Source organism: Carboxylicivirga caseinilyticus, from assembly GCF_050589785.1.
GTDB lineage: Bacteria > Bacteroidota > Bacteroidia > Bacteroidales > Marinilabiliaceae > Carboxylicivirga > Carboxylicivirga caseinilyticus.
This window is the reverse complement of the sequence record NZ_JBNGOX010000025.1, coordinates 26308-53174: the sequence shown is the minus strand read 5'-3', so window position 1 is coordinate 53174 and position 26867 is coordinate 26308. Positions and strand designations below refer to the sequence as shown.

Here is a 26867-nt window from a genome sequence, read left to right as displayed (position 1 = left end):
TTCATCATAACAATTGAAATTATGAAGGGGAAAACAATTTTTCAAATATCGATATTAGTACTGTTTATTTCATCTGCATTGTTGCATTCGTGCAGTGATAAAGATAATTATCAGTTGGTATGGAGTGATGAATTTGAATATTCCGGTTTACCGGATTCAACTAAATGGAGTTATGATATCGAAGGTAATGCGTGGGGATGGGGAAATAACGAATTACAAACTTATACAAGTTCTGATATCAATAATGCTGAGGTTTTAAATGGTAAATTATTTATTACTGCAGTTAAAGAAGATAGTATTTCCAAACCATATACGTCAGCTCGTTTGATCTCTAAAGGAAAGGGAGATTGGTTGTATGGTAAAATTGAAGTGAAGGCTAAACTACCTGGAGGTAAAGGAATATGGCCAGCCATTTGGATGTTACCTACAGACTGGGAGTATGGAGGATGGCCCGAAAGTGGTGAGATAGATATTATGGAGCATGTGGGATATGAGCCTGATTCAGTATATTTTACAGTTCATACGGAGTCTTATAACCATGGAATTGGAACACAAAAATCTCAGGCCGTTTATGAACCTGATGCAGAGCATGTTTTCCATGTGTATGGAATAGAATGGACACCTAAAAAAATTGATTTTTATTTGGATGATAATAAGGTGTTTACATTTAAAAATGAAGGTAAAACCTATGCAGAGTGGCCCTATGATAAGCGCTTCCATCTCTTACTTAATGTGGCAGTCGGTGGTGGCTGGGGTGGTAAACATGGTGTGGATGACAGCATCTTTCCATGTCAGATGGTAGTTGATTATGTACGTGTATATCAATTGAAATAAGATAAATTGAAAATAGTAAAACTATGACTAGAAGTGTATTATTCGGTGTTTTTGTTCTGATGATTTTGGTAGCTTGTCAGCCATCACAAAAACCAACCAATGATATTGATCAAAAGGTAAATGACCTGTTAAGCAAAATGACATTGGAAGAAAAAGTGGGGCAGATGAACCAGTATACAGGTTTTTATGATATAACCGGTCCGGCACCTGCCGATGGTGATGCCAAAAATAAATATGATCATATTAAAAGTGGTTTGGTTGGCTCAATGTTAAATGTTCGAGGTGTGTCCGAAGTTCGTAAGATGCAACAGTTGGCTGTGGATAGCTCACGATTAGGCATACCCATGATCTTTGGATTTGATGTTATACATGGTCATAAAACGCTTTCGCCTATTCCATTGGCAGAAGCTGCAAGCTGGGATCTGGAGGCCATCGAGAAATCTGCAAGAATTGCTGCAGTGGAGGCTACTGCTGAAGGCTTAAACTGGACTTTTGCACCAATGGTTGATATTTCACGTGATCCTCGATGGGGACGTGTTATGGAAGGAGCTGGTGAAGATACCTATCTGGGTAGCAAAATTGGAGTTGCAAGAGTAAGAGGTTTTCAAGGCGACGATTTGAGTGCTGTTAATACCTTGGCTGCTTGTGCCAAGCATTTTGCTGCATATGGCTTTGTTGAAGGCGGAAGGGATTACAATACAGTGGATATAGGAACAGCAACCCTGTATAATGTTGTGTTACCACCTTTTAAAGCTGCCATTGAAGAAGCTAATGTCAGAACATTTATGAATTCGTTCAATATCATTAACGGGATACCTTCAACAGCCAGTAATTTTCTACTTCGCGATATTCTTAAAGGAGAGTGGGGCTTTGATGGTTTTGTTATATCTGACTGGAGTAGCGGTGCTGAAATGATTGCTCATGGCTATGCTAAAGATCTGGAACAGGTGGCTGAGTTAGCTGCCAATGCAGGTTCGGATATGGATATGGAATCATATTCTTTTGTTAAGCATTTGGTGAATCTGGTCAATTCAGGTAAAGTAAAAGAATCAGTCGTTGATGATGCGGTAAGTCGTGTACTGCGTGTAAAATTCGAACTGGGCCTTTTCGATGATCCTTACAAATATTGTGATGAAGAACGTGAAAAGGAAATGATCTATCATCCCGACCATATGGCTGCAGCTTTGGATATGGCTAAAAAGTCGATTGTATTATTGAAGAATGAAAACGCTTTATTACCCTTATCAAAAAATCAGAAAAAAATTGCTTTGATTGGTGATCTGGCCGATGATAAAGATAGTCCGCTGGGTAACTGGCGTATGGCAGGTGAAAGTAATACTGCAGTATCAGTTTTGGAAGGTTTGCAGGAGTTTGGTGCAGACGTATCATTTGCTGAAGGAGTGAAGCTCGTGACCGGACCAACTGCTTTCCCGATTGAATTAGAGGTGAATACAACTGATAAAAGTGGAATAAAAGAGGCTGTTAAATTGGCCAAAAAATCTGATGTGGTCGTTATGGTATTAGGTGAACATGGATTGCACAGCGGTGAGGCGCGTTCACGATCAGACTTAAATTTACCAGGACTTCAACAGGAATTACTGGAAGAAGTTTACAAAGTGAACCAAAATATAGTATTGGTGCTTATGAATGGTCGTCCTTTAACAATCAACTGGGCTGACGAGAATTTACCTGCTATTATCGAAGCATGGCAACTGGGAACCCAAAGTGGAAAAGCTATTGCGCAGGTGTTATTTGGCGATTACAATCCTTCAGGCAAGTTACCTATGACTTTCCCAAGAAATGTAGCACATATACCGGTATACTATAATCAATTTAATTCAGGTCGTCCGGCCCGTGAAGGAAGTGCAATTTTCTGGCCTCATTATATGGATCAATCACATGAGCCTTTATATCCGTTTGGTTATGGGTTGAGCTATTCAACTTTTGATTATTCTAATTTAAAGGTAAATGTAACAGGACCAGAGAATGTTGAGGTGAGTGTTACAGTTCAAAACACTGGGGACGTTGATGGTGAAGAAGTTGTTCAATTATATATTCACGATAAAGTGGCAAGTATTGTTCGCCCGGTCAAAGAATTGAAAGGTTTTAACAAGGTTATGATTAAAGCTGGCGATAAAGCAGAAGTGAATTTTACATTGACAAAGAAGGAACTTGGGTTCTACAATGGGACAGGAGAGTTTTTATTTGAACCCGGAGAGTTTGATGTGATGGTTGGAAGCAACTCAACCGATGGCTTAAAATCATCCTTTGAATTATAAATAGATCCGGGAGGACATTGGAAAAAGTAGATTAACTGATATTACTAATTTTTGCATATGTTATTGTTCTCCCGGTTTTTTAAACAGACAGTGGCTTTACTGTGAGATAGATTTTAGATTTAATTATCAAAGCCTGTTTACCAAAGGGTAGGCAGGCTTTTGTATTTGATTCAATTGAAGGTTCATAAATAAAATATCCTACTAATTAAGAAAAAGATTGTGTTGTTAAATTACCCCTAATTACTTTAAATTGGCAACTCTAAATATCATTTGCTATATTGAGGCACAAAAATAACCTCATGCACAGTAATCTTAACAAATTAATCTTAGTGACATTAGTGTCACTTTTCATAGCTTCCTCTTTATCTTCACAGGAGAAGAAGAAATTAAACTACACTGTCTATGATTCTTGGAAATCAATCGACAGAGGTCACGTTATTTCAAATGATGGAAAGTATGTTTCATATGTGATTTCCCCTCAGGAAGGTGATTCATATTTGTATTTCTACAATGTAGATACTGAGCAGTTAGACTCGGTCCATCGTGGTAAGTCACCTAAATTTGCATATGACAACAGTTTTCTGGCTTTTAAAGTGGAACCGCAAGCTGATACAGTTCGAACACTTAAGCTTGATAAAGCAAAGAAAGATAAATTTCCGAAGGATTCTTTATTCATCAAAGATATCAGTTCTGGTGTGACAACTAGAGTGGCCAATCTTAAATCGTGGAGTTTGCCTAAAGATGGTGGTGATTGGTTGGCTTATATGTTAGAAAAAGAAATTGATAAAAAAGAAGAGCCTAAAGATACTGCTCAGGTGGAAGAAGAAACAGCCGAAGTGACTGAAATAGAAAAGTCGAAAGAAGAGAAATCTGAGATTCCTAAAAAAGAAGATAAGAAAGAAAAAAAGGATAAGAAGAAAAAGTTTAAATCAGAGGGTAAGCCTTTAATTTTTTACCGTCCTTCAACAAAGGATAGTCTATATATCGAAAAAGTATCATTTTATGATATAGCCGATGATGGCTCAGGTGCTTTCATCGTTCAAAGTGTTGGCGATACAACTGAAGTTTCAAAGGTGCTGCACTTCTCCTCAGAGAGTTTTATTGTAGACACCATATTTAATAAGATAGGCAAAATAAGCAAGATAGCTTCGGATTATAAAGCTGCTCAATGTTCTTTTCTTTTTAGTGATGATACAACAAAAGTGAAGGTAGATCGATTGTATCATTTCAATAATAAGATGGATGTGCCGGTCATGGTAATGGATACCATACATCCTTCTTTATCTTCTGAGTATTCTGTATTGTCAAAAGGTAATTTGAACTTCTCCAGAGATGGAAGCAAATTGTATTTCGGTGTTGGAATGAGACCAAAAGAAGAGCCAAAGGATACTTTAACAGAAGATGAAAAAGTACATGTTGACATTTGGAATTGGCAGGATAAGAAGATACAGCCAATGCAAAAAAAGAATTTGAAAAGAGACAAAGATCCTGCTTATAAATGTGTTTACCATATCAAAGAAGGAAAGATTGTTGCGTTGGAATCAGAAGAATTTCGGTCAGTAAATGTGCCGGATAAAGGGAATATGAACATCGGATTTAGTTTTGTGGATACACCATATCAAAGAGCGCAATCGTGGAGTGGAAAATGGTCGAACGATATTTATAAAGTTGATTTGTTGACTGGTAAAAAGAAGTTGCTTCAGAAAGAAGTCAATGGTCGTTCATCTATATCGGAATCAGGTAAGTGGTTGGTTTTTTATGAGCCTGTTGATAGTGCTTATTACTCAATCAATACTGAAACAAATGCTAAAACCATTATTAGTAAGGGTGCTTCTGTTTCCTGGGTTGATGAATTGCATGATACTCCAAGTGATGCAGGTACATATGGAATTTTAGAATTTACTTCAGATAATAAAAGTGTTTTGGTTTATGATCGTTACGATATATGGCAACTGGATTTATTAGGTAAAAAGGCTCCGGTTTGTCTGACTTCAGGTGAAGGACGTAAAAACAATACAGCATTCCGATATATTAAGCTCGATTCTGAGGAGGATTATATTGATTTGAAAAACGAATTACTGTTAAATGCTTTTAATGATGTTAATAAGCAAAGTGGGTATTACAAGCTGAACAAAGGGAAATTAGAAAAGGTAATTTTGGGTGATTTTAATATTTACAATCCTCTTAAGGCAAAAAATGCTGATGTATTTGTTTGGAGTAAATCAACATTTAAACAATATCCTGAATTGCGATTGAGTGATGCATCTTTTACCAATGAAAAGGTGATTTCAAACACTAATCCGCAGCAAAAAGAATACCGTTGGGGAGATATTCAGTTAGTTGAATGGGTTGCATCTGATGGATTAACCCATCAGGGATTGTTAGTCACTCCGGAGAATATGGATAAGAATAAAAAGTATCCAATGATCTCTTATTTTTATGAGCGATCATCAGATCGAATGCATAGTTATTATCGTCCGGCTCCAAGCAGGTCAACCGTTAACTGGTCGTTTTATGCTTCCAATGGTTATGTCATATTTGTTCCTGATATTTACTATCGTGATGGCGATCCGGGGCTATGTGCTTACGAAGCAATTGTGAGTGGAAGTTTGGCTATGGCTGATCGCTTTGATTTCATCGATCGTGAACATATGGGTATCCAGGGGCAGAGTTGGGGAGGTTATCAGGTGGCCTACCTGGTTACACGAACTAATCTGTTTAAAGCTGGTATGGCTGGTGCTCCGGTTAGTAATATGACCAGTGCTTACGGTGGCATTCGTTGGGGAACGGGTATGAGCCGTATGTTCCAGTATGAACACACACAAAGCCGTATAGGTGGTACGCTTTGGGAAAAGATGAATAAATACATTGAGAATTCTCCTGTGTTTTTTGCACCTCAGGTTGAAACTCCTTTATTAATGATGCATAACGATAATGACGGAGCGGTACCCTGGTATCAGGGGATTGAGTATTTTATGGCTTTACGTCGCCTGGATAAGCCGGCCTGGTTATTGGTTTATAATAACGAAGATCATAACCTTACCCGAAGGGCCAATTCAAAAGATCTAAGTCGCCGAATGATGCAGTTCTTTGATCATTACCTTAAAGGTGAACCAATGCCTGTTTGGATGCAGGATGGAATACCGGCAGTTAAAAAGGGAGAGGACTTAGGGTATGATTTAAAGAAATAATTTAAGATTATATTAACAAAACGCTGCTTTATTGTTGAGGCAGCGTTTTTTTGTGATTTATTTCAAAAAACGTTCATGTTTTGCATTTGACTTGTCTAAAACCGAGCAAACAATAACCTGATCAGGAAAAGCCTTTGAAAATTCTTTCTTTAAGACTTTTAAGGGTTCTGAGTCAAGAGAAAAATCATTGAGATAGAAGTAGATCTGCTTAATAATTAATGAATCCTTATTGTGACGAATAATTGAGTTTTCAATTAAGCTACCTTGGTTAAATTTTATTTTATCAAGAATTTCAGCGACTTTTTCGTGTGATGGGGTGATTTCGATGGCGGAGTAATAAAATCTGTTTCCGTCTTTGCTCGTGAATTCTTGGTTATTAGGGCCGTAATAATCTTCAAAACGATTAATATCCATGTGATATTCAGTATTAAAGCCATCTTCAGGGTTGTATTGTTTAGATTTGGATAAATCTCGGTTTATCTCTGTGATTCGGTGTTTGTTTGGGTAAAAACTCAATGCATTAACAATTATTGAGTCGCCAACTCTTAATTGATCTAACATCACTTCATCTCTGCTATCAAAGTAGGTATTTCCTTTGTGTTGATAATAATACTTTAGTGAGTGTATTTTATATTTACCACCAATGCTAAGGTGATCTCCATATACTTTACCTGTACAGGTATCATTAAATATTAAGACAAAGTAGAATAAATAAGAAAACAGAGCAATGGTTATTAAAAGCGTGACCATTGCAGAAGTTCTAAGAATAAAATGTTTATCAGGATTTTTCATAAGGTTAGGGTTTAATATTTAGGTAAAAGGATTAACCGGGTTCTACAAATAACGGTATCTCATTGATCTTATTTACGTCGGGCTCACCATTGTTATGGGCCAGTAAAAGACCTTCTTCTATTAGTATCTCTCTGTTTTTAATGTCTTTGTTATGAAGTCCTTTGTTGATGCCTTCATTTAGCATTCTGCCGGCTTGTAATGGGAATTCAAAGAGTTGAGGATAGCTGTTTTCTTTGTTTGGTTCATCGTAGAAGGTTTTGCAACTTTCTGCCGACATTGATAGATATATACGGCAGGTAATCGGACGAGCAGGGTAAACACTGCAAGCTCCATTCAGTAATAAAGGACAAGGCATCTTTGATGCTAGCAATTCTTTATCATTCATTCTGCCTCTTTTCTGGTAGTTGTTGAATGCTTGCTGAAGAATCATTTTCTGATCTTCTTCTTTAAAATTCAGTTTAATAAATTCCCAAACAAACATCATTTCGTGCGAGGTAGCAAATATAGGTTGATAACAACACCAGCTGCAACCCTTTTTGCAATCAACCGGAATATTCTGACGCTTTGCTTCATTACCCAATGCATCTATTAATCCATCAACAGCATCCTGCGCCTGCCGTGTCACATGGAGTATTGTTTTTTTATCTGTATTGTTACTCAATGAATCATTAGCAAGATTTAATCCATCGTTAAAAAATACCTTGTCGTGTTCCGACATTTGATTTTCGTCCATTGTTAAAAGAATTCTTTAAGAAATTACTTTTTCTTCCTGTGAATTGACAAATAAGATATCACCCAGTTCATCATATCCTTCAAATACTTCACTGTGCGCATGTTTCAATTGCTCCTCGCGGAAACCAACAATCGTTAAGCCGGCATCGGCAGAGTGTTTATTAATGAGTGTTTTTACGGCAACATTCTCTTCAACGGGTAAAATCTCAATGTTTGAAAGAGTAATTGGTAATCTTCCATCCTGAACCAGGACTTGTAATTCCTGACGTGTTTCTTCCATGCGCTCTTTAGGACACATACTGTGTATCTTAATATGGCCCTTTTTCCAATCGGGATGCGAAAGAATGATATACCCTAAAAGAATCATCAGATTGGCATTGGTATGATCAATAGGACGAATCCAAACATGAATACCGTTGCGGTATTTGATGGTTTTGCCCGATTGGCCGAATACACATACATCGTAGGCTCCGGCACGGGTCAGATTGATGTTTTCAATAATACGTCCAAGCTCTTCGGGAGATTGCTTATCGTATTCAAACACCACCATGTTATTTTCCATACCCGAAATACTGGGCGACTGAATTGCTTGTGCAATCGCAGTTGTATAAGATGGAGAAATCATGGTGTCGATATACACTGAGTTATCATCATCGCTTTGAATACTTATCAGGCGATTCAATTCATCTTTGGCTTCTGTGAAGCTTTTTCTGGAGAAGTAACCTTCGATATAATGGAAATAAGTACCAAATCCATGCTTATAAGATATCCAGTTCATCAATCTGAAAATCTTATCACGCTCAAATGAATGCGATGAAATACATAGTGCTGCCGGACGCCATTCATCTTTTTCATTTTTACCTTTATTTCGTTGCATGTATACCTGAAGCTTTCTATTGACCTGGAAAATAGCTTCTTTGAATATGGCTTCGAAGCCTTTACGGTTTTTATGATAGCTGTTAATATACAGGTAAAGAATAGTAATAAAGATATATGCAAGAATGGTGTATAGCGCATTAATCTGAAACATCATCCAAACAGACAAGAGGAATCCGGCCAAGCTTATATACCACTTTGAACGAAAGCGAGGACGATAAGATGGGGCAGATCCAAAATGATTCAGAAATGAAATCAGGCACAATGAACCGTATGTTATCATAAAGAACATTGAGATGATTTCTGCAACAAAATCAACACTTCCTAAAGCAACAAAAATAAAGGCAATGGCAATGGCTACAACAGAAGCATTTACGGGTTCGCGTGCCGGCCCTTTTCCTTTAGCAAGGAATAAATTAACTTTAGCAGTAGGAAAAGAACGGTCGCCAGCCAATGCCTGCAGGGTGCGGGGAGCAACCAGAATTGAGCCTAAAGCAGAAGATAACGTTGAAGCAGCCAAACCAATCGGAATAAGTATGAATCCTCCTATAGCTATGTTTTTCATTACCAGCTGATATTGTAACAGGTCTTCCTGTGGTACTGATACTGCCAGTTTATATACAACAGCTACATAAAATATCATACCTGCAATGGTGGCATACATTGTTCCTTTCGGAATGCTTTTCCCCGGATTTTTTAAATCACCACTTAGCCCAACACCTGCTGTCATCCCTGTAAAAGCGGGGAAACAAATGGCAAACACACTAAAGAAGTCCTTACTATTAAAAAAACCAATATTTTGAGTCCCAATTGATGCAGCTTCAGCTTCGGAAGGAGAACCAATAAAGAAAGAAAGCAATGAAATAGCCAAAAGAACAACCACAACATAAAGAGCTTTTACTCCCATGTTAGCTCCTTTCTTCAGAATGAGCCATGCCAGCAGAGCCATCACCGGTAAGCTAATAGCTTGTCGGGGTAATTCCCAACCAAAATTCTGACTCCACCATTCAAAAAAGGGTTCAAAAGTTTCGGTAAAGGCAATTACATAAAAAGCTACACTAATGGCTTGCGACATAAATAAAGCCATGCCAATGGTTGCTCCGATATTTAATCCAAAGGAACGCGAAATAATAAAATATTCACCCCCTCCTTCAACACGTTGGTTGGTAGCAATTTCACTTATGGCCAGAGCTGTTGGTATGGTAATTAAATGCCCTAATATGATAATCAAGATTCCCCCAAATAATCCTGTAGTACCTACTGCATATCCAAACCGAAGAAAAAGAATTGCTCCTAAAATGGTGGATATTGCCGTAAAAAATACGGGGGCTGTTCCAAAACCTTGCTTGTTCGACATAGTGTAGGTTTTAATTTTTTTGTTGAATAGCCTAAATGTAGGAACTTTCCTTTTAATCTACTATAATATTCCTTGTCTCTAACATTTTTTATGAAAAAACAACCGTCTGCTGAGGAGTGAAGTTTGTGTAAGGGATACAGACGGTTGTGGGGATAATGACATATAATGCCGATCACTTAAAATATAAATCTAACATGTATTTGCTAAAATATATATTATAATATATAAAACCTGATTGAAATGATTAAAAAAAGGTGAGCGTAAATAATAAGTGGTTAAGTGTGTCTTAATCCGAATTAAGCGTTGATGGCCATTGTTCTGATTGCTTCAGTAATTGATTTAATGTTACGATGCGAAACAATCAAGTGCTCTTTGTTAATCAATGAAATTCGTCTGTCTTTCTTGTTGATCTCAGTTATGGCAAGGTGGTTAACAATACAATTTCGATTAATCCGGATGAAATTAGAAGGAAGTAAATTTTCTAGCTCAATAAGGCTTTTATGACAAATTTTATTGTTTTGGTTCAATACAAACGTAGTAAGCCCATTTTGATGATTTATATAATATATATCATCAATTGCAAGTTTTAGAACTTTCAGATCACATTCCAATACAATATAGTCCCTTGCCATAGATTACTATTTAGGGTGCACACCTAATTTTTAAGCCAGCTTACATTAGTTAATTGCAAAAAGGCAGAATCGTAACACTGAAAAATGAAAAAAATATTATTTTTTTTACAATAGAAAGTTTAATGTATTGTTTAGTAGCGAGATAGGTGTATTGAAGAAGCTTGTGTTTTTTTTGGATTGATTCATATTGAAAATCAGGAACTCAATTTGTCTCTCCATTCAATATTACACTTAATTATTAGCAACATAATTTTAATTGAGCCGATAAAGAATGTACTCTTTGAAGATGATTTTGTGGTGATAGGGATGTTTTATAGTTGAAGAGACTGAGTTTAAGTGATTATATTAGATAGCAGTCAATTGTTAAAAAAAAAATGCGGAATCCTCGAATAAGAATTCCGCTGGCATTAAATAATTTAATTTCTATATTTTGTAAAAAGTTTCAAAGACTTTAGTGATGAATGTATGATCTTTTACACCAGCTAATTCGCGCACTGAATGCATGGCTAGCATTGGGTTTCCAATGTCAACGGTTCTGATATCTATCTTTCCGGTAGAAATATTACCCAGTGTTGAACCTCCAACCATATCAGATCGGTTCACAAACTTTTGGAATGGAACATCTGCTTTATCACAAATGGTTTCAAAAATAGCTGCACTTTCACCGTCGGTGGTATACTTCTGATTGGCATGGATTTTAATTACCGGACCTCCATTAATTGTTGGATGTAGAACAGGATCGTGTTTATCTGCATGGTTTGGATGAACAGAGTGGGCCATATCTGCAGAAATCATGAATGATTTGTATATGGTGCGTTGGTAATCTTCCTGGGATTTACCCAATTTTTCCATTATCCGTTCTAATATATTTCGTAGTACAGGCGATCCGGCACCTTGTTTTGTTACGCTTCCAACCTCTTCATTATCAAAAATGCAAAGGATATTAGTAGATGTTTTACTGGTTTTGCCTGATATTGCCTTTAGTCCTGCATGAACCATGGCCAGATCATCTAGTTTACCACTTGAAATAAACTCCTGGTTGGCACCAAGCAGGCAACCTTTTTCAAATTCGTACAAGAACAAGTCAAAATCGATAATATCTTCAGGTTTGACTTTTAATTCAGTGGCAATTAGTTTTAGCAGGTAATTATCTTTTTCAAAGGTTTTATTAACACTTGCCATCAGAGGAAGCATATCCACTTGTTTGTTAAGTTCAACACCATCATTTACCGAACGATTCAGATGTATCGCCATATTTGGTATAATTAATAGTGGTTTTCTGAAATCAACTAATCTGGATAATGGTTGTAACGCATTTTTACTCTTAATAAGAACTCTGCCAGCAAGAGATAGCGGACGGTCTAACCAGGTATTTAAGATTGGGCCACCATACACTTCAGTGTTTAACTTCAAAAAACGTCCTTCAGCCAGCATCTCCGGATTGGGTTTAACTCTGAAACCAGGAGAATCACTGTGAGCACTTATTAATTTCAATCCATTTTCTTCAACTGGCGCTGTTCCAAGTTCAAAAGCGAAGAGCGCTGAATCATTTTTAGTTGTGTAATATTTGCCTCCTTTTTTTATTTTCCAGCTATCTCCTAAAGGTAATTCAATAAAACCAGCTTTTGTAAGAATGGTTTTTGCTTGTTCAATAACATGAAAAGCAGTTGGACTCTGATGTATAAAATCTATTAATTCGTCGGCAAGTTGTATTTCCTGTGACATGATGTTTTATATCTTTAATTTCAAGGCAAATTAATTAAAAATGCAGCAAATAGTTATTTAGACAACCATAAAGTGCAGATCAAAAAAAAGCTGCTTCCTATGAAACAGCTTTTAATGCATTCTCTAAAATGATAAATCTATGCTAATTTAACATTTACTGCGTTCAATCCTTTGCGGCCTTCCTGAAGTTCGTAAACAACTTCATCATTCTCTTTAATTTCGTCAACTAAACCGGTTACGTGTACAAAGTACTCTTTGTTTGATTCTGAATCTTTAATAAATCCATAACCTTTTGATTCATTAAAGAATTTAACAATACCTTTATTCATAAAAAAAAATTTGTTGAGACCGAGATTATTACACGATCTCATAACTTAAAAAATGTAATTAAAACAAATGTAGAAACTATTTTTATATAACACCACTTTTTCTGCACATTCTGATAAGAATTAACAACATTTTTACATAGGTTTTAAACGAGAATGTAATTTTGGATTATAGTTAACATATTTATTGAGGATAAGTGTTGTTGTTAACAACTCGTTCTGGTTTCATTCCTGTTTTTAGTGCAGGAAATGTTATCTTCGCTAGCCGTTTTTGTATTTTAACGGTATTATTAGTTAACTATATTATTAACAGAGTAAATGATAGTTTGTGTAGCAGAAAAGCCGAGCGTAGCATTTGAAATTGCCCAGATTGTTGGAGCTAAATCAAAACGTGATGGTTATTATGAAGGAAACAACTATCAGGTGACCTGGACTTTTGGTCATTTATGTACCTTAAAAGAACCGCACGATTACCTGCCGGAATGGAAAAGATGGTCCATTGGCTCATTACCCATGATTCCCTCTCGCTTTGGTATTAAATTAATTGATGATAAAGGAATTGAGAAACAATTCAATACCATCAGAAAGCTGGTTGGAACTGCAACTGAAATAGTAAATTGTGGTGATGCCGGCCAGGAAGGAGAATTGATTCAGCAATGGGTTTTATTGAAAGCAGGAGCAAAATGCCCAATAAAACGATTATGGATTTCATCTCTTACAGAAGAAGCTATCCGTGAAGGATTTGAAAAACTCAGATTAAATGAAGAGTTTATCAACTTATATGCAGCAGGAAGTTCAAGAGCCATAGGTGACTGGTTATTGGGTATGAATGCTACCCGTTTATATACATTGAAATATGGTCAGCAAGGGCAGGTGCTGTCAATTGGTAGAGTGCAGACTCCGACTCTTGCGCTGATTGTTGAAAGGCAGAAAGCCATTGATGTTTTTAAACCTGAACCTTATTGGGAGCTGAAAACGAAGTATAAAGAAGTACTTTTCTCGGCCACAAAGGGGCGCTTTATGCAAAAGGAGGAAGGTGAGTCTTTTATGGAGAAAATAAAGGATTCGGAATTTGTAATTAAAGACTTCTCGCGAAAAAAAGGGAAAGAGGCTCCATCTCGTTTGTTTGACCTTACTTCATTACAGGTTGAATGCAATAAGAAATTTGGTTTTTCAGCGGATGATACCTTAAAAACAATACAATCGTTATACGAGAAAAAAGTAACAACCTATCCAAGGGTTGACACAACTTACCTGAGTAATGATATTTATCCGAAGATTCCTGGGATTTTAAAAGGATTAAAAGATCATCAGCATTTAACCGAGCGATTGTTAAAGGGAAAAATAAAGAAGTCGAACAAGGTTTTTGATGATAAAAAGGTGACGGATCACCATGCAATCATTCCAACCGGAGTTTATGCGAATGCTCTGGGACGTGATGAAAAGCTGGTTTATGAATTAGTAACCCGGCGTTTTATAGCTGCATTTTATCCGGATGCTACTGTGTCTAATACAGTTGTTATTGGTAATGCTGCTGGGGTTGAATTTAAAGCAACCGGTAAGCAGTTACTGGAGCCCGGGTGGAGGGTTGTCTTCATGGATAAAGAAGGAGAAAAAAAGGATGCGGAGATAATGCCTGACTTTACTGTTGGAGAGTCAGGACCTCATGAGCCTGAATTACTGGAGAAAGAAACACAACCTCCAAAACCATATACCGAAGCAACCCTTTTACGTGCAATGGAAACAGCTGGAAAGCAAGTTGACGATGATGAATTGCGCGATGCTATGAAAGAGAATGGTATTGGTCGTCCTTCAACTCGTGCTGCCATCATTGAAACCTTATTCCGACGAAAATATATTTCAAAGGTTCGTAAAAACCTTTATCCAACAGTAACCGGAATGCAATTAATAGATACCATCCGTAACGATCTGTTGAAATCAGCCGAACTGACTGGTCTTTGGGAAAAAAAGCTTCGGGAAATTGAAAAAGGAGAATATGATGCTGCTGAGTTTATGAATGAACTTAAGCAAATGGTGTCTGATATCGTTTTTGATGTGAAGCACGACAGGAGTGCCCGTAAATTAGATCTGGTAGAGGAGCCTGCAGCGGTTGAGGAGAATAAAAAAACTCAGACCAGGAAAAAAGAGAAGAAAGATCTTGTTTGTCCGGTGTGCAAGGAAGGAACCATGTTAAAAGGTCACTCAGCCTGGGGATGTTCCAGATATAAAGATGGATGTAAAACCATTATACCATTTGAGTTCTTAGGTAAGAAGTTGACCGATAAACAAATTGCGCAACTCATACAGAAAGGCAAAACAAGTTCGCTCAAAGGATTTACCATAGACAATAATCAGGTTGATGGTGTTGTAATTCTTAATAAGGATGCAACTCTTGAACTGGAACAGGAAAAGGAAGTGGTGTGGACCTGCCCTTCATGTAAAAGCGGAACGATCATTAAAGGAAAATCAGCTTTTGGCTGCGATAATTTCAGAAATGGATGTAAGGTTCGTATTCCTTTTGAAATGGGCGGGAAGCAATTAACCGATAAACAGGTAGAAGCTATTGTGTTGAAAGGAAAGTCTCCATTAATAAAAGGTTTTACTGTGGAAGGTTCTTCAGAAAAACAGGATGGTTTTCTGTTGTTTGAGTCAGGAAAGATTATCTTTCAACCGAAGTAGTCATTATAGTTTTGTTGGGTGGTGGGCTTTTCTTACTTTTGAAAGCTTGATAAATGAAGTGATTTTTATGAAATACTTTTCATGAGTTATCGTTTAAAGCAATGAGTTCATAAAAACACCTTTGAAAAAATGAACATGAAACAAATCAATTATACTGTTTTAAAACTATGCATTGCAATGCTGTTTGTCGTTTTTACTGCACAAGCTCAGCAATTCGATGGCATGGAAAAAATTGTTATTGAAGGTAAGGTTTACTATCTCTATAAAGTAAAAAAATCAGAAGGACTTTACCGGATAAGTGTTAATTATGGGGTATCACAGAAGGAACTTTTGGAAGCCAATCCGGAAGCTGCTTTTGGTTTAAAAGAGGGGCAGCTAATAAAAATTCCTGTGATATCAGGTAGAAATAGCACCAAACAGGAGATTCAATCAACTTCATACATTTATCATACGGTTGAGCCGGGACAAACAGTGTATTTTATCTCCAAGAAATATGATGTGCCGCTTAAAGTTATTTATGACAATAATCCCGGAAGTGATAAAACTTTAATCAATGGTACCATCATAAAAATACCTAAAGAACATAGCGAAGAAGAGACTCAAGAAGTGTCTGAAGAGAAAAGCTATATTCTACATGTTGTTCAGCCAAAGGAAACCATGTATGCTTTGTCGAAAAAGTATGATGTTGCAATAGGTGAAATTATTAAGAGCAATCCGGCTCTTAAATCAGGTGTACTTGAAATTGGTAGTTCAATCAGAATACCCAAAAAAGAAGAACAGCCTCAACAGGCAGTTGTTAAAGAATCACAGAAGCTGGAGGATGATTTATATATCTATCACAGTATTTCTCAGGGTGAAACAATATATAGTATTGCTCAACAGTATAACGCCAAGCCCAATGATGTAATAGAAGCTAATCCTTCGGTTGATGCAAATGATCTGAAATTGGGATACTTGGTAAGGATTCCAAAATCATCAATCAAGGCTTCAAAACTTGAAACGAGCGAGGATCAAAATCTTTTTACATATCACAAGGTTAAGCGCAAGGAAACATTGTTTGGTATTTCGCGGGAATATAATGTGGATATAGATATTCTGAAAACAGTGAATTCTGATCAGGATCTGGCGAGGTTAAAGAAAGGCGATATTGTAAAAGTACCTAATCGATACTGGTTTAAATCAGTTTACGAACAAAAGGCTGATTCAACTAAAGAAATGGAAGGTGCTAAGGTAGAGATTATTAATTTAACTGAGCTGGATTGTAAATCGTACAATTACTTTCTTGATAAACCTACTTTAAAAGTAGCACTGATGCTTCCGTTTAATGTGGAAGCAACTATGCGTGCCAATATAATTGAAGAAGAAAAGGATGGTGTAGTTTCACAACGTGAGCGTGAAGAGAAGGTAGTATCGAAGTATTCAAAAGTGTTTGTTGAGTTTTATCAGGGGGCATTGCTTGCTCTTGACAAAATAAAGAAACAAGGAGTGAATGTGGAAATGTTTGTATACGATACCGCTCCGGATTCAAATAAGGTTAAGTCTATTCTTGCCAATCCTGTAATGCAATCAATGAACCTTATTATAGGTCCTGCTTATCCGCAGCAACTTCCCTTTGTTTCACAGTTCTCCAAAGAGCATTCCATTCCAATGGTTTATCCATTTTCTACAAACAATAGTGCACTGGCTGATAATATTCATATGTTTCAGGTAATGCCAATTGACACTTTGTTGTTTGATGCTATGGCTGATCAGATTCTGTTGGCTTCTGCTGGTAAAAGAATTGTTGTCATCAGAACAGAAGATACAAAATCGGAATATGAAAATAAATTTAGCGAACTGATTAGAAATAAGGTCTATTGGGAAAGCTTTAAAAAAGGTATTGTGCCCGATTTTGTTGAGTATAAGTTTAAACAGGACGATTTAGCCAGTTTAGAGAAGATGTTCTCGAAAGAAAAAGGCAATACTGTTATTGTTCCTTCTGTAGAAGAAGCTCAGGTGAACAGGATTATTACCACTATCAAGGGAGCGCAAAGTAAAACAAAAGCCGATGTTACCTTATGGGGACTGCCCGAATGGTTGAAATATCAAACCATTAATCCGGAAGATATACATGCCTTGAACGGGCACATGTTTAGTTATTATTTTGTAGATTATAAGAATAAACAAAGTAGTCAGATAATAGAAGAATACCGAAGGTGGTTTAAAACAGAACCAATGTCAATCTCACCATACTTTCAGAATGCCAATGTAAGTGCAAATATGAGTAGATATAGCTTGTGGGGGTTTGATTTGACTTACTATTTTATCAGTGCCCTAAAAGATTATGGAAAGAATTTTGAATATTGTATTGCTAATCATCATCCATTTGGTGTGCAATCGACTTTAAATTTTGAACGTACTTCAAATTGGGGAGGATATTATAATTGCGGATTATATGTTTTACATTTCACCCCCGATTTTAATATGACGGTTAAACAAGTGAAAAAACAACAATAAAAAAAGTCCTCGAAAGAGGACTTTATCATTAAACCGAGTTGGAAAGGAACAAATATTAATGTTCCTTTCTTTGTTTTAACCAATACTTGATATACTTATCCTGTGAAATCAATCCAATCGGACCTTCATAAATACCTCCGGTAAGTCTTTCGTCATAAACTCTTACTGCAATGGTCATTGTCTTACTTTTTTTGAGTATCTCTAATGGAATTATATAACCACGCAAATCATCATATGCATCTCCATAAACAAAATACGAAGGGTCAATCAATCCAGTATTTCCGATCATCATATCATTGACATAAACTTCATCAACATCGTCAATTTTCCCTAGTAACAAAACGGGTGAATCTGTGTATAGTCCGTCAGGAATGGTAATGGTTTTACGATACCATCCAATGCCATCGTAATTTTCATAGCCCTGGTCTTCCCATGCCGAAGGAACATATATTTCATCCCAATTCGATTCATTGAGGTCTATTTTACTGTAATATTTCTCATCACCTGTTTTAAATTTCCATCTGCCTGCAAGGTTGATATCCGGTACCAGAGGGTATTGATTTTCCCAGATACCTATTTTCCCCGAAATTATACCTCCTTCATTATATGAATCATAAACTCTTATGGCCAATACATTCTTTGTATTAAACATTAAATCTTCGGGTGTTAATAAATACAATCTGTGTGCATTATAAGCTGTTTGATAATCTGGTGGAAAAGTGCCACTGCTGCCAATGAGCTTACCATTTAAATAGCATTCATCAATATCGTCTATATAACCAAGGTCGAGCCATAATTCTTTATCTGAAGCCCCGGCAGGTAAAGTAAATGAAGTTCTGTACCAGGCGTAACCGTCATATCCGTTAAAGCCTTGTTGTTCCCAGGGGCCTGGTACATAAATGTTTTCCCAGTTTGAATCATCAAAATCATAACTCATCCATTCCGGTTTATCTCCGATACTAAATTTCCAGGTGCCCCTTAAAGGATTATAAATCTTAAGGTCTCTTTTTTGACCCCAGGATGGGTTGTTGAATCCGATGAAAAACAGAGTGATATATATTATAAGTTGCTTCATTTTTTTTGTTTGATAGGTTCGATTAATCAAATATCCATTCTAATAAAGTTTCCCAGCCGCTTTTGTATTCTTTAAACATGGTGCGGATATCCTCGGCTTGTTCCTGCGTAGCTAATCCGATGGGGCCTTCATATATACCTCCATCCAACTGATCATCTTTTACTTTCACTGCTATGATGTTTGGATTATTCCTTACCAATAAATTATCGGGTATACGGTAAATGCGTAACTGGCGATAAGGACTGCTACTCCAACCTGAATGGCTTTTTTTGGTTTCACCAATCTTAGTTCCATTCAAATAAACTTCATCTTCATCATCAATCCTACCTAATATCAGGTACATGTTCGAATTATTTGCTCCGGATGGTAGATAGAAGCTTTTTCTGTACCAGGCTATACCATCAAAATAGGGCCATCCCTGATCTTCCCATCGGGCAGGCACTGTTATTTTGTCCCAGTCTGAATGATTGTATTCAAGTGCTTTAAACTGATTGTTATTGCCGGTTTTAAAATGCCATTGTCCAGCCAGGTTGAGAGTTAAATAGTCTTCGGTTATATCTTCATAGATAGCCAGAGGATGACTAAGTATTCCGCCAACGTTATAAAAATCATATACTCTTATGGCAAGGGTGTTTTCGCCTTCTTTCCATAGGTGTTGAGGTATTTTATATTCTCGTGCCTGATCATAAGCTGTTTCAGGCATTGGTGGGAAACCTCCTTTATTGCCAATTAATGTGCCATTAAGATAAACCTGATCGGCATCATCAATGGCACCTATCTTAAGGATTAGATCTCGTTGTGGTTTTGATGTGATGGTAATAGTTTTTCGGTACCAGGCATAACCATTGTAATCATTGTATCCTTGTGATTCCCATGATTGTCCTGTTTTTATTTTGTCCCACATGCTATCGTCGAAAGATGGATTTTTCCATTCCGGATTATCCCCAATAGAGAAATTCCAGTATCCTTCGAGATGATATTTTTTTGTTAGGATTTGGGCTGATGTGTTTTGTGCAAACAAAATACCAAGGAGAAAACATACAACCAAGGTGTGATATTGTAAAATGATTTTTAGCATTGCTTTTGATTTGTGCGCATTAAATTAGAGTTTATTACCCAAAATAAGAAATGGCGATTTCTTAACAATTAGTTGGAAGCATCATGCTGGACGATGATAAAAATTCAAATCCAGTATGAACATTTTGCCAGATAACTTAGGATTGGCCTCAATTTTTTCATTGTTAATTGTTTCTTCTACATATTGAATTAATTTTTCGTTTTGGCCTTTCACTTTTACTACTTTTAGTTTGTTGTCTTTGTCAATAGCAACATATACTGTTACTTTTTCATGACAATCAGGCTTAAGATATTCGAAGGACGGACCTCTTAATGCTTGTCGAACTTCTTTCTTTACTTTTTGACAACATTTTTTCATTTCTTTCTCAGGGGTAGTTCTAGCTGATAATTCTCCAAATACTGAACCAAGCATTAAAGCTGCGACTAATGTTAATACTAACTTTTTCATGACGTTTTGTTTTAGATTAATAATGTATTATTTACATCAGCTAAAGTATGGCAGTCATAACACCGTTTGGTCATATTCATGTCATCTGTTGTCATAAGATGTCATCAAATTGTCATCAATGTTTGTTGTTGTCTTATATTAGAAGTTTCTGTTTCTATAATGTGTTGTATAACAGTGTTTAAGTGGCTTGTGAAATGTTTTGGCTCGATGCTTAAATTTTAACAATGTCGTTTATCTGATATAACTAAATTGCAGCTCTTAATTGACATTAAGCATAAAATGGAATATTTTGTATAGTACAGAATCAAACCCTGATAACTACCAGCATTATGAGATTTTCGATAAGTATTGATCATAAACATAAAATCATTAGATATAAGCATTCCGGAATTATACAATCAGAGGATATAGAAGAAGCCTGGGCTAAATTTCTTAAAATGCCTGAATTTACGCAGATGAATTATGATCTGTTATCAGATTACCGACACGGAAGGTTCAATATTGTTCAGAGTCAATTGGTTCATATCATTGAATTTTTGCAAGCTGTAGAGCCTATTATAAAAGGTAAAAAACAAGCATTGATTGTTGACGATCCATATTCGGTGGCAGCGTCAATGATTTTTGTGAAAGAGGTATATGAAAAACTCGGTTTTATAGTTAAAGTATTCGCTACAGAAGAGGCTGCTTTTAATTGGATCAGGTATTAGATTTAAAGGAAAGATTAAATTAATTCTCCTATTAAATCAAATAAATATCATTAACTGCTACTTGATTTATTTAATGTTATGATTTCATTTTAATATTTTTGTTCATAAAATATAAAAGAATGAAAGAGCATTATATAGAAGAATACACTGTAAGAGAATCAGATATTGACGAACTGAATCATGTAAGCAATATTAAATATGTTGAATGGATTCAGGAAATTTCAAAAGCTCACTGGTACAAAATAACAAAGGGAACGGGTTATGATGTAAAGTATTTTTGGGTTGTTTCTTCACATTTTATTGAATATAAGGCGTCTGCACTGCTTGACCAACAGATTACTATAGAAACATATGTCGAAAAGTTTGAAAAAGCTTATTCGTATCGTGCTGTTGAAGTAAAAGATAAGGAAACCGGAAAATTACTGATGAAATCGTTAACCAAATGGTGTATGATGGATATGGAAACCAAAAGAATAACCAGAGTACCAACTGAACTCTTTGATTTATTTTCTTTGGAGACAAAGATATAGGAGTTGGAAATCCTTCGTTGATATAAGCTTGAAATTATCATTTTTGCAAGATGATCTTAATTCTTATTAGTGATTTAGTATCCCGGAAATGGTAATTTTTAGAGAATTTAAGGCATTAGCCATGCTATGTCACGAGCTTTCTTTGACCACTAAGGCACTAAGAATTTCTGTTGAATTGTTTGAGTTGAAAATAGTTTATTCTCTGAAATAAATTGTTTTATATGGTGGCTGGTAAAGTAGTAAGAATAAGAAATTGTTAATTAAAATTAAATGACAAAATAAACAGTTGTAAATGTCAACTATTGTTTGCTACTTTGTGCAATAAATTTAATAGGTACTAAAATGGAGATACAACCATTAGGAATGATCTTAGGGGGATTAAAAGGGATTTTTCCCCGATTGATGGCCAATCGCATGAGTGAATTGGGTATTACCTATACTTTTGATCAGATGGTTGTGCTTATGATTGTCAGACATAGCAAACAAAAACAATTGGTTCAGCAGGATATAGCGGAACATATGAAAAAAGACAAATCATTGGTTCTTCGAATTGTAGATGTATTGGAAAAAGATGGTTTGATAGTAAGAATTACGGATCCAAATGACAGGAGACGTAATATCATTAATATCACCGGGAAAGGGGTTGATTTAACTGATTTGTTTTATGCAGAGGAGCAATTGATAACAAAAGAATTGATGGTTGGACTTACCGATGAAGAGATCTATACTTTTTACAAAGTAATTAATCACGTTAAAACAAGAGCTGAAGAATTCTAATTAAGATTTTTTTTACAATAAAGGTTGATAAAGTATACTATTGACCAAAGCAACTATATATGTATAAATATAAAACAAATAGATAAACAAGATGAAAATGAAAACAATAGCTCTTGGAATAATAGGGTTTTTCATTATGGTTTCATGTCAACAGAAACCAACTCAAAGTAATACTCAAACCAATGCAAAAAATTATCCTGTGCAGAAGATGGTGGCCAGTGATGTTGATTTGCATACGGTTTTTCCAACAGTATTAAAGGGTGAGATTGACATTGAAATCAAACCACGTATAGATGGCTTTATTGAAGCTGTTTATGTAGATGAAGGTTCTATCGTAAAGAAAGGGCAGGTATTATTTGAGATTAACTCACCTGTTTCGGAACAGAATCTGGAGACTGCAGAAGCAAATTATAATACTGCCAGATTAGATGTTGAGAGAATGAGACCTTTGGCCGAAAAAGGTATTATAAGTGATGTGCTTTTAGAGTCGTATGAGAATTCTTTCAGCTCGGCTAAAGCGGCTTATGAAAGTGCAAAAGCTTCATTAAGCTGGACAAAAGTGAAAAGTCCGGTTGATGGTATTGTAGGAACCTTACCTTATCGTTTAGGGACTCTGGTTAACAGCTCAAGTGTACTTACAACAGTTGCCAACACTCAACATGTGGTTGCTTATTTTTCAATGAATGAGAAAGAATTACTTGAGTATATGAGAAGCTGGGAAGGTAACACTCAGGCTGAAAAAATACAAAATATGCCATCTGTGAAACTGATGTTGGCAGATGGTACAGAATACGAACATGCCGGACGTATTGAAACCATCTCAGGTGTGGTTGATGTAAATACAGGTTCGGTTAACTTCAGAGCTGTATTTGATAATCCAAATGGGATTTTACGTAGTGGGACCAGTGGTCAGGTGATCATACCTAAAACTATTAAGGATGTCTTCCTGATTCCTCAAAAAGCAACTTTCAGTCAGCAGGATAAAGTGTTGGTGTATAAGTATGATAACAATAAAGTAAATCAAAAAGTGATATCTGTAAAATCAACACCCGATGGTCAGTATTATGCTGTATTGAGTGGATTGGAAAGTGGCGATCAGATCGTGACCGATGGTGTGAGTACACTTAAAAACGGAATGGAAATACAGATTCAATAATCTAAATCAGATAGAATGTTAAAAACGTTTATAGAACGACCTGTTCTCTCAACCGTCATATCCATACTTTTTGTTGTATTGGGAGTAATTGGTATATATACTTTGCCGGTAGAGCAATATCCGGATATTGCACCTCCTACAGTTTCGGTTTCTACGAGTTATAGTGGAGCCAATGCCGAGGCTGTTTTAAACAGTGTGATTATTCCTCTGGAAGAATCAATAAACGGTGTTGAAGGGATGACATATATGACATCTACAGCATCAAATGGTGGCTCGGCACAGATAACTGTTTATTTTAAACAAGGAATTGATGCCGATATTGCTACTGTGAATGTACAAAACAGGGTGTCACAGGCAACTTCTTTATTACCTGCTGAAGTAACGCAAGTTGGTGTAACAGTGCAGAAGAGACAAAGCAGTCGCATAATGTTTCTGGCTGTTTCGTCATTGAACGAAGATTACGATGGTGAGTTTATTCAGAACTATGCCAATATTAATATTTTGCCGCAGATCAAGCGTGTTGCAGGGGTAGGTGAGGCTAGCATTATGGGTGGTCGTGACTATTCGATGCGTGTATGGTTAAATCCGGGTAAGTTGGCAGCCTATAAAATGACACCAACTGAAGTTATCGGAGCATTGCAGGATCAGAATATAGAAGCTGCACCCGGTGAGTTGGGAGCCAACAGCAACCAAACATTTCAGTATGCATTAAAATATACCGGACGATTAAAAAGCTCGGAAGAATTTGAAAATATCATTATTCGTTCGAGTAATGCTCAGGTGCTGAAGCTGAAAGATGTGGCCGATGTGGAACTTGGTTCGTTATCATACTCTATTAACACCCAGAACGATGGTAATCCAGCTGTATTGATTGGTATCAGTCAGACTGCCGGATCGAATGCTCAGGATGTAATCAATGATGTGAAGGCTGTGATGAAAGATGCTGAACAGTTCTTTCCTCCGGGTTTAAAATACAACTTTGAGATGGATGTAAGTCAGTTTCTGGATGCATCTATTGAAAAGGTGTTGCATACCTTATTAGAGGCTTTCGTGTTGGTATTCTTTGTGGTGTTTTTGTTCTTACAGAATTTCAGAGCAACCCTTATACCTGCCATTGCAGTGCCTGTGGCCATTATCGGAACCTTCTTCTTCCTGTTAATCTTCGGATTTTCAATTAACCTTTTAACTCTTTTTGCACTGGTTCTGGCCATTGGTATTGTGGTGGACGATGCCATTGTTGTTGTGGAAGCTGTGCATGCACATATGGATGCCGGTGAGAAAAATGCACGTACGGCAACTATTAATGCGCTTAGCGAAATAGCTCCGGCTATTGTTTCCATTACTTTGGTGATGTCGGCTGTGTTTATTCCGGTTAGTTTTATCGGAGGTACCAGCGGGGTATTCTTTAAGCAGTTTGGTTTAACCCTGGCTATTGCCATTTTTATTTCGGCTATTAATGCCTTGACTTTGAGTCCTGCTTTGTGTGCTATATTCCTGAAATCACACCATGTGGCTGATGTAAAAGATAAAAATCTGGTGCAGCGTTTTTACTATTATTTCAACCTTGGCTTTAATGCCATGACAGTTAAATATGGTAAAACATTACAGTTTATGGGTCGCAAGAAAAACCGATGGGTGACAGTGGCTTTAGTAGCTGTTTTTGGTGCAATCTTTTATTTTCTGATTGGAATGATTCCAACCGGCTTTGTTCCACAGGAGGATAGTGGAGGTGTTATGGGTATGGTTACGCTTGCTCCCGGAGCTTCACTGGAACGTACCGATAGCGTGGTTAACGAGGTAGTAAGAATTGCTGAAGAAATTCCACATGTTAAAACGGTTACCAATCTTACAGGTATTAGTTTTTTAAGTGGTGCAGGTAGTTCCTATGGATCTCTTATCATTAAGATGGATCCATGGCAGGAGCGTGAAATTACAACGAGTGATGTGGCGGCAATTCTGAAGCAAAGAACGGATAGTATTAACAATGCCAGCTTCCTGTTTTTTGGAACCCCAACACTTCAGGGTTTTGGTTTAAGTAGTGGTGTAGAGTTGAAGATGCAGGACAGGACCGGTGGTAATGTAAATGACTTTTTCAATGTAACGAACGAATTTCTGGCAAAGCTGCGTGCACGTCCGGAGGTGATGATGGCGATGACAACATTCGACCCTCGTTTTCCGCAGAAAGAGATAGAGGCCAATGTGGCAAAAATTAAAGATGCAGGTATCACCTTAAGTGATGTGATGACTACCATGCAGGCTTATGTAGGAAGTATGTATATTTCCAACTTTAACCTGTACGGTAAACAATTCAGGGTGATGATACAGGCTCATCCCGAATACAGAACCAAGTTGGAAGACCTGAATCACCTGATGGTGAAGACAGGAAGTGGTGAGATGGCTCCAATTACTGAGTTTATTAAGATAAATGATGTTACCGGACCACAATCACTGACTCGTTTTAACCTGTTCTCGAGTATGGATGTTACCATTATTCCAAACTTTATGGAGGGTTATAGTTCAGGTGATGTTCTGAATGCCATCAGAGAGACCGAATTACCATCGGGTTATGGTTATGACTTCTCGGGTATGACTCGCGAGGAAGTAAACAGCAGTAGTCAAACAGCGATCATCTTCCTGTTATGTCTGGTATTTGTTTACCTGTTGCTATCAGCCTTATACGAAAGTTACCTTTTACCGTTGGCGGTTATATTTTCATTACCGGTAGGTTTGGCGGGTGTATTTATTTTCATCTTCCTTTCAATGATGAACGGAAGTGGAATTGTGAATAATATATATGTTCAGATATCGCTCATAATGTTAATCGGACTGCTGGCTAAGAATGCCATTCTGATTGTGGAATATGCCCTGCAGCGGCGTAAACAGGGAATGGATATTGTTAAAGCGGCTGTAAGTGGTGCTGTTGCCCGTTTGCGACCCATTTTGATGACATCCTTTGCATTCATCTTTGGTTTGCTTCCGTTGGCAGTGGCAAAAGGAGCCGGAGCTTTGGGGAATAAATCAATTGGTATAAGTGCTATCGGGGGGATGTTAATCGGAACGATGATAGGTATTATTATCATACCAACGTTATTTATATTATTCCAGACTTTGCAGGAAAAGGTAAGTAAAAAAGCATTTGCAACTGACCTAAGTGATGCGAACCATGAAAATTAATAAT

Annotated in this window: 19 protein-coding genes; 10 read left to right on the top strand and 9 right to left on the bottom strand. The window is 36.8% G+C overall.

The genetic code is table 11. The annotated features are described in order from the left end of the window. Nucleotides 1-21 precede the first annotated feature (21 nt). The 3 genes from ACRD62_RS13405 (at nucleotide 22) to ACRD62_RS13395 (ending at nucleotide 6304) form a co-directional block, all read left to right on the top strand. Nucleotides 22-834: a glycoside hydrolase family 16 protein gene (locus ACRD62_RS13405; protein WP_430820621.1), complete on the top strand. Its 813-nt coding sequence runs from the start codon at nucleotides 22-24 to the stop codon at nucleotides 832-834. Nucleotides 835-857: 23 nt separating this feature from the next. Then, on the top strand, nucleotides 858-3113 hold the full coding sequence (gene bglX, locus ACRD62_RS13400) for a beta-glucosidase BglX (protein WP_430820620.1): 2256 nt from the start codon (nucleotides 858-860) through the stop codon (nucleotides 3111-3113). A 329-nt stretch (nucleotides 3114-3442) separates the two neighbouring features. Continuing rightward, on the top strand, nucleotides 3443-6304 hold the full coding sequence (locus tag ACRD62_RS13395) for an alpha/beta hydrolase family protein (RefSeq protein WP_430820619.1): 2862 nt from the start codon (nucleotides 3443-3445) through the stop codon (nucleotides 6302-6304). Nucleotides 6305-6361: 57 nt separating this feature from the next. On the opposite strand, the gene ACRD62_RS13390 is transcribed toward ACRD62_RS13395, so the two are convergent. The 6 genes from ACRD62_RS13390 to ACRD62_RS13365 all read right to left on the bottom strand — a co-directional run bounded on the left by ACRD62_RS13390 (nucleotide 6362) and on the right by ACRD62_RS13365 (nucleotide 12747). Next, complete coding sequence (locus ACRD62_RS13390) at nucleotides 6362-7096, bottom strand: hypothetical protein (protein WP_430820618.1); 735 nt, start codon at nucleotides 7094-7096, stop codon at nucleotides 6362-6364. Between the two features lie 31 nt (nucleotides 7097-7127). Beyond that, nucleotides 7128-7829, bottom strand: coding sequence for a YkgJ family cysteine cluster protein (locus ACRD62_RS13385; RefSeq protein WP_430820616.1), 702 nt, complete (start codon nucleotides 7827-7829; stop codon nucleotides 7128-7130). A gap of 15 nt (nucleotides 7830-7844) precedes the next feature. Further along, nucleotides 7845-10061: an APC family permease gene (locus ACRD62_RS13380; protein ID WP_430820615.1), complete on the bottom strand. Its 2217-nt coding sequence runs from the start codon at nucleotides 10059-10061 to the stop codon at nucleotides 7845-7847. A 296-nt stretch (nucleotides 10062-10357) separates the two neighbouring features. Continuing rightward, nucleotides 10358-10693 (bottom strand): LytR/AlgR family response regulator transcription factor, encoded by a 336-nt coding sequence (locus ACRD62_RS13375; protein WP_321409540.1) that lies wholly within the window; start codon nucleotides 10691-10693, stop codon nucleotides 10358-10360. A gap of 423 nt (nucleotides 10694-11116) precedes the next feature. Next, complete coding sequence (locus ACRD62_RS13370; RefSeq protein ID WP_430820614.1) at nucleotides 11117-12418, bottom strand: M18 family aminopeptidase; 1302 nt, start codon at nucleotides 12416-12418, stop codon at nucleotides 11117-11119. A 137-nt stretch (nucleotides 12419-12555) separates the two neighbouring features. Next, nucleotides 12556-12747, bottom strand: coding sequence for a cold-shock protein (locus ACRD62_RS13365; protein ID WP_321409544.1), 192 nt, complete (start codon nucleotides 12745-12747; stop codon nucleotides 12556-12558). 315 nt (nucleotides 12748-13062) lie between these two features. Between ACRD62_RS13365 and ACRD62_RS13360 the strand changes: the two genes are divergently transcribed. Beyond that, nucleotides 13063-15423, top strand: coding sequence for a type IA DNA topoisomerase (locus tag ACRD62_RS13360; RefSeq protein WP_430820613.1), 2361 nt, complete (start codon nucleotides 13063-13065; stop codon nucleotides 15421-15423). Between the two features lie 135 nt (nucleotides 15424-15558). Next, nucleotides 15559-17919, top strand: coding sequence for a LysM peptidoglycan-binding domain-containing protein (locus tag ACRD62_RS13355; RefSeq protein ID WP_430820612.1), 2361 nt, complete (start codon nucleotides 15559-15561; stop codon nucleotides 17917-17919). A 55-nt stretch (nucleotides 17920-17974) separates the two neighbouring features. Here the strand turns inward: ACRD62_RS13355 and ACRD62_RS13350 are convergent, their stop codons facing one another. The 3 genes from ACRD62_RS13350 to ACRD62_RS13340 all read right to left on the bottom strand — a co-directional run bounded on the left by ACRD62_RS13350 (nucleotide 17975) and on the right by ACRD62_RS13340 (nucleotide 20519). Then, on the bottom strand, nucleotides 17975-18994 hold the full coding sequence (locus ACRD62_RS13350; RefSeq protein WP_430820611.1) for a glycoside hydrolase: 1020 nt from the start codon (nucleotides 18992-18994) through the stop codon (nucleotides 17975-17977). Nucleotides 18995-19016: 22 nt separating this feature from the next. Continuing rightward, nucleotides 19017-20072: a beta galactosidase jelly roll domain-containing protein gene (locus ACRD62_RS13345; protein WP_430820610.1), complete on the bottom strand. Its 1056-nt coding sequence runs from the start codon at nucleotides 20070-20072 to the stop codon at nucleotides 19017-19019. 81 nt (nucleotides 20073-20153) lie between these two features. Further along, entirely contained in the window at nucleotides 20154-20519 is a 366-nt protein-coding gene (locus ACRD62_RS13340) for a hypothetical protein (RefSeq protein ID WP_430820609.1), read from the bottom strand. 329 nt (nucleotides 20520-20848) lie between these two features. Here ACRD62_RS13340 and ACRD62_RS13335 point away from each other — a divergent pair, with 329 nt between their 5' ends. From ACRD62_RS13335 to ACRD62_RS13315, 5 genes are all read left to right on the top strand, one after another. Beyond that, nucleotides 20849-21226: a hypothetical protein gene (locus ACRD62_RS13335; RefSeq protein ID WP_430820608.1), complete on the top strand. Its 378-nt coding sequence runs from the start codon at nucleotides 20849-20851 to the stop codon at nucleotides 21224-21226. Between the two features lie 119 nt (nucleotides 21227-21345). Continuing rightward, nucleotides 21346-21756, top strand: a complete 411-nt coding sequence (locus ACRD62_RS13330; protein WP_430820607.1) for an acyl-CoA thioesterase — start codon at nucleotides 21346-21348, stop codon at nucleotides 21754-21756. Between the two features lie 342 nt (nucleotides 21757-22098). After that, nucleotides 22099-22533 (top strand): MarR family winged helix-turn-helix transcriptional regulator, encoded by a 435-nt coding sequence (locus tag ACRD62_RS13325; RefSeq protein ID WP_430820606.1) that lies wholly within the window; start codon nucleotides 22099-22101, stop codon nucleotides 22531-22533. A gap of 97 nt (nucleotides 22534-22630) precedes the next feature. After that, nucleotides 22631-23689: an efflux RND transporter periplasmic adaptor subunit gene (locus ACRD62_RS13320; protein ID WP_430820605.1), complete on the top strand. Its 1059-nt coding sequence runs from the start codon at nucleotides 22631-22633 to the stop codon at nucleotides 23687-23689. A gap of 15 nt (nucleotides 23690-23704) precedes the next feature. Beyond that, a complete protein-coding gene (locus ACRD62_RS13315) occupies nucleotides 23705-26863 on the top strand; it encodes an efflux RND transporter permease subunit (RefSeq protein WP_430820604.1) in 3159 nt (1052 codons plus the stop codon). Nucleotides 26864-26867 lie beyond the last annotated feature (4 nt).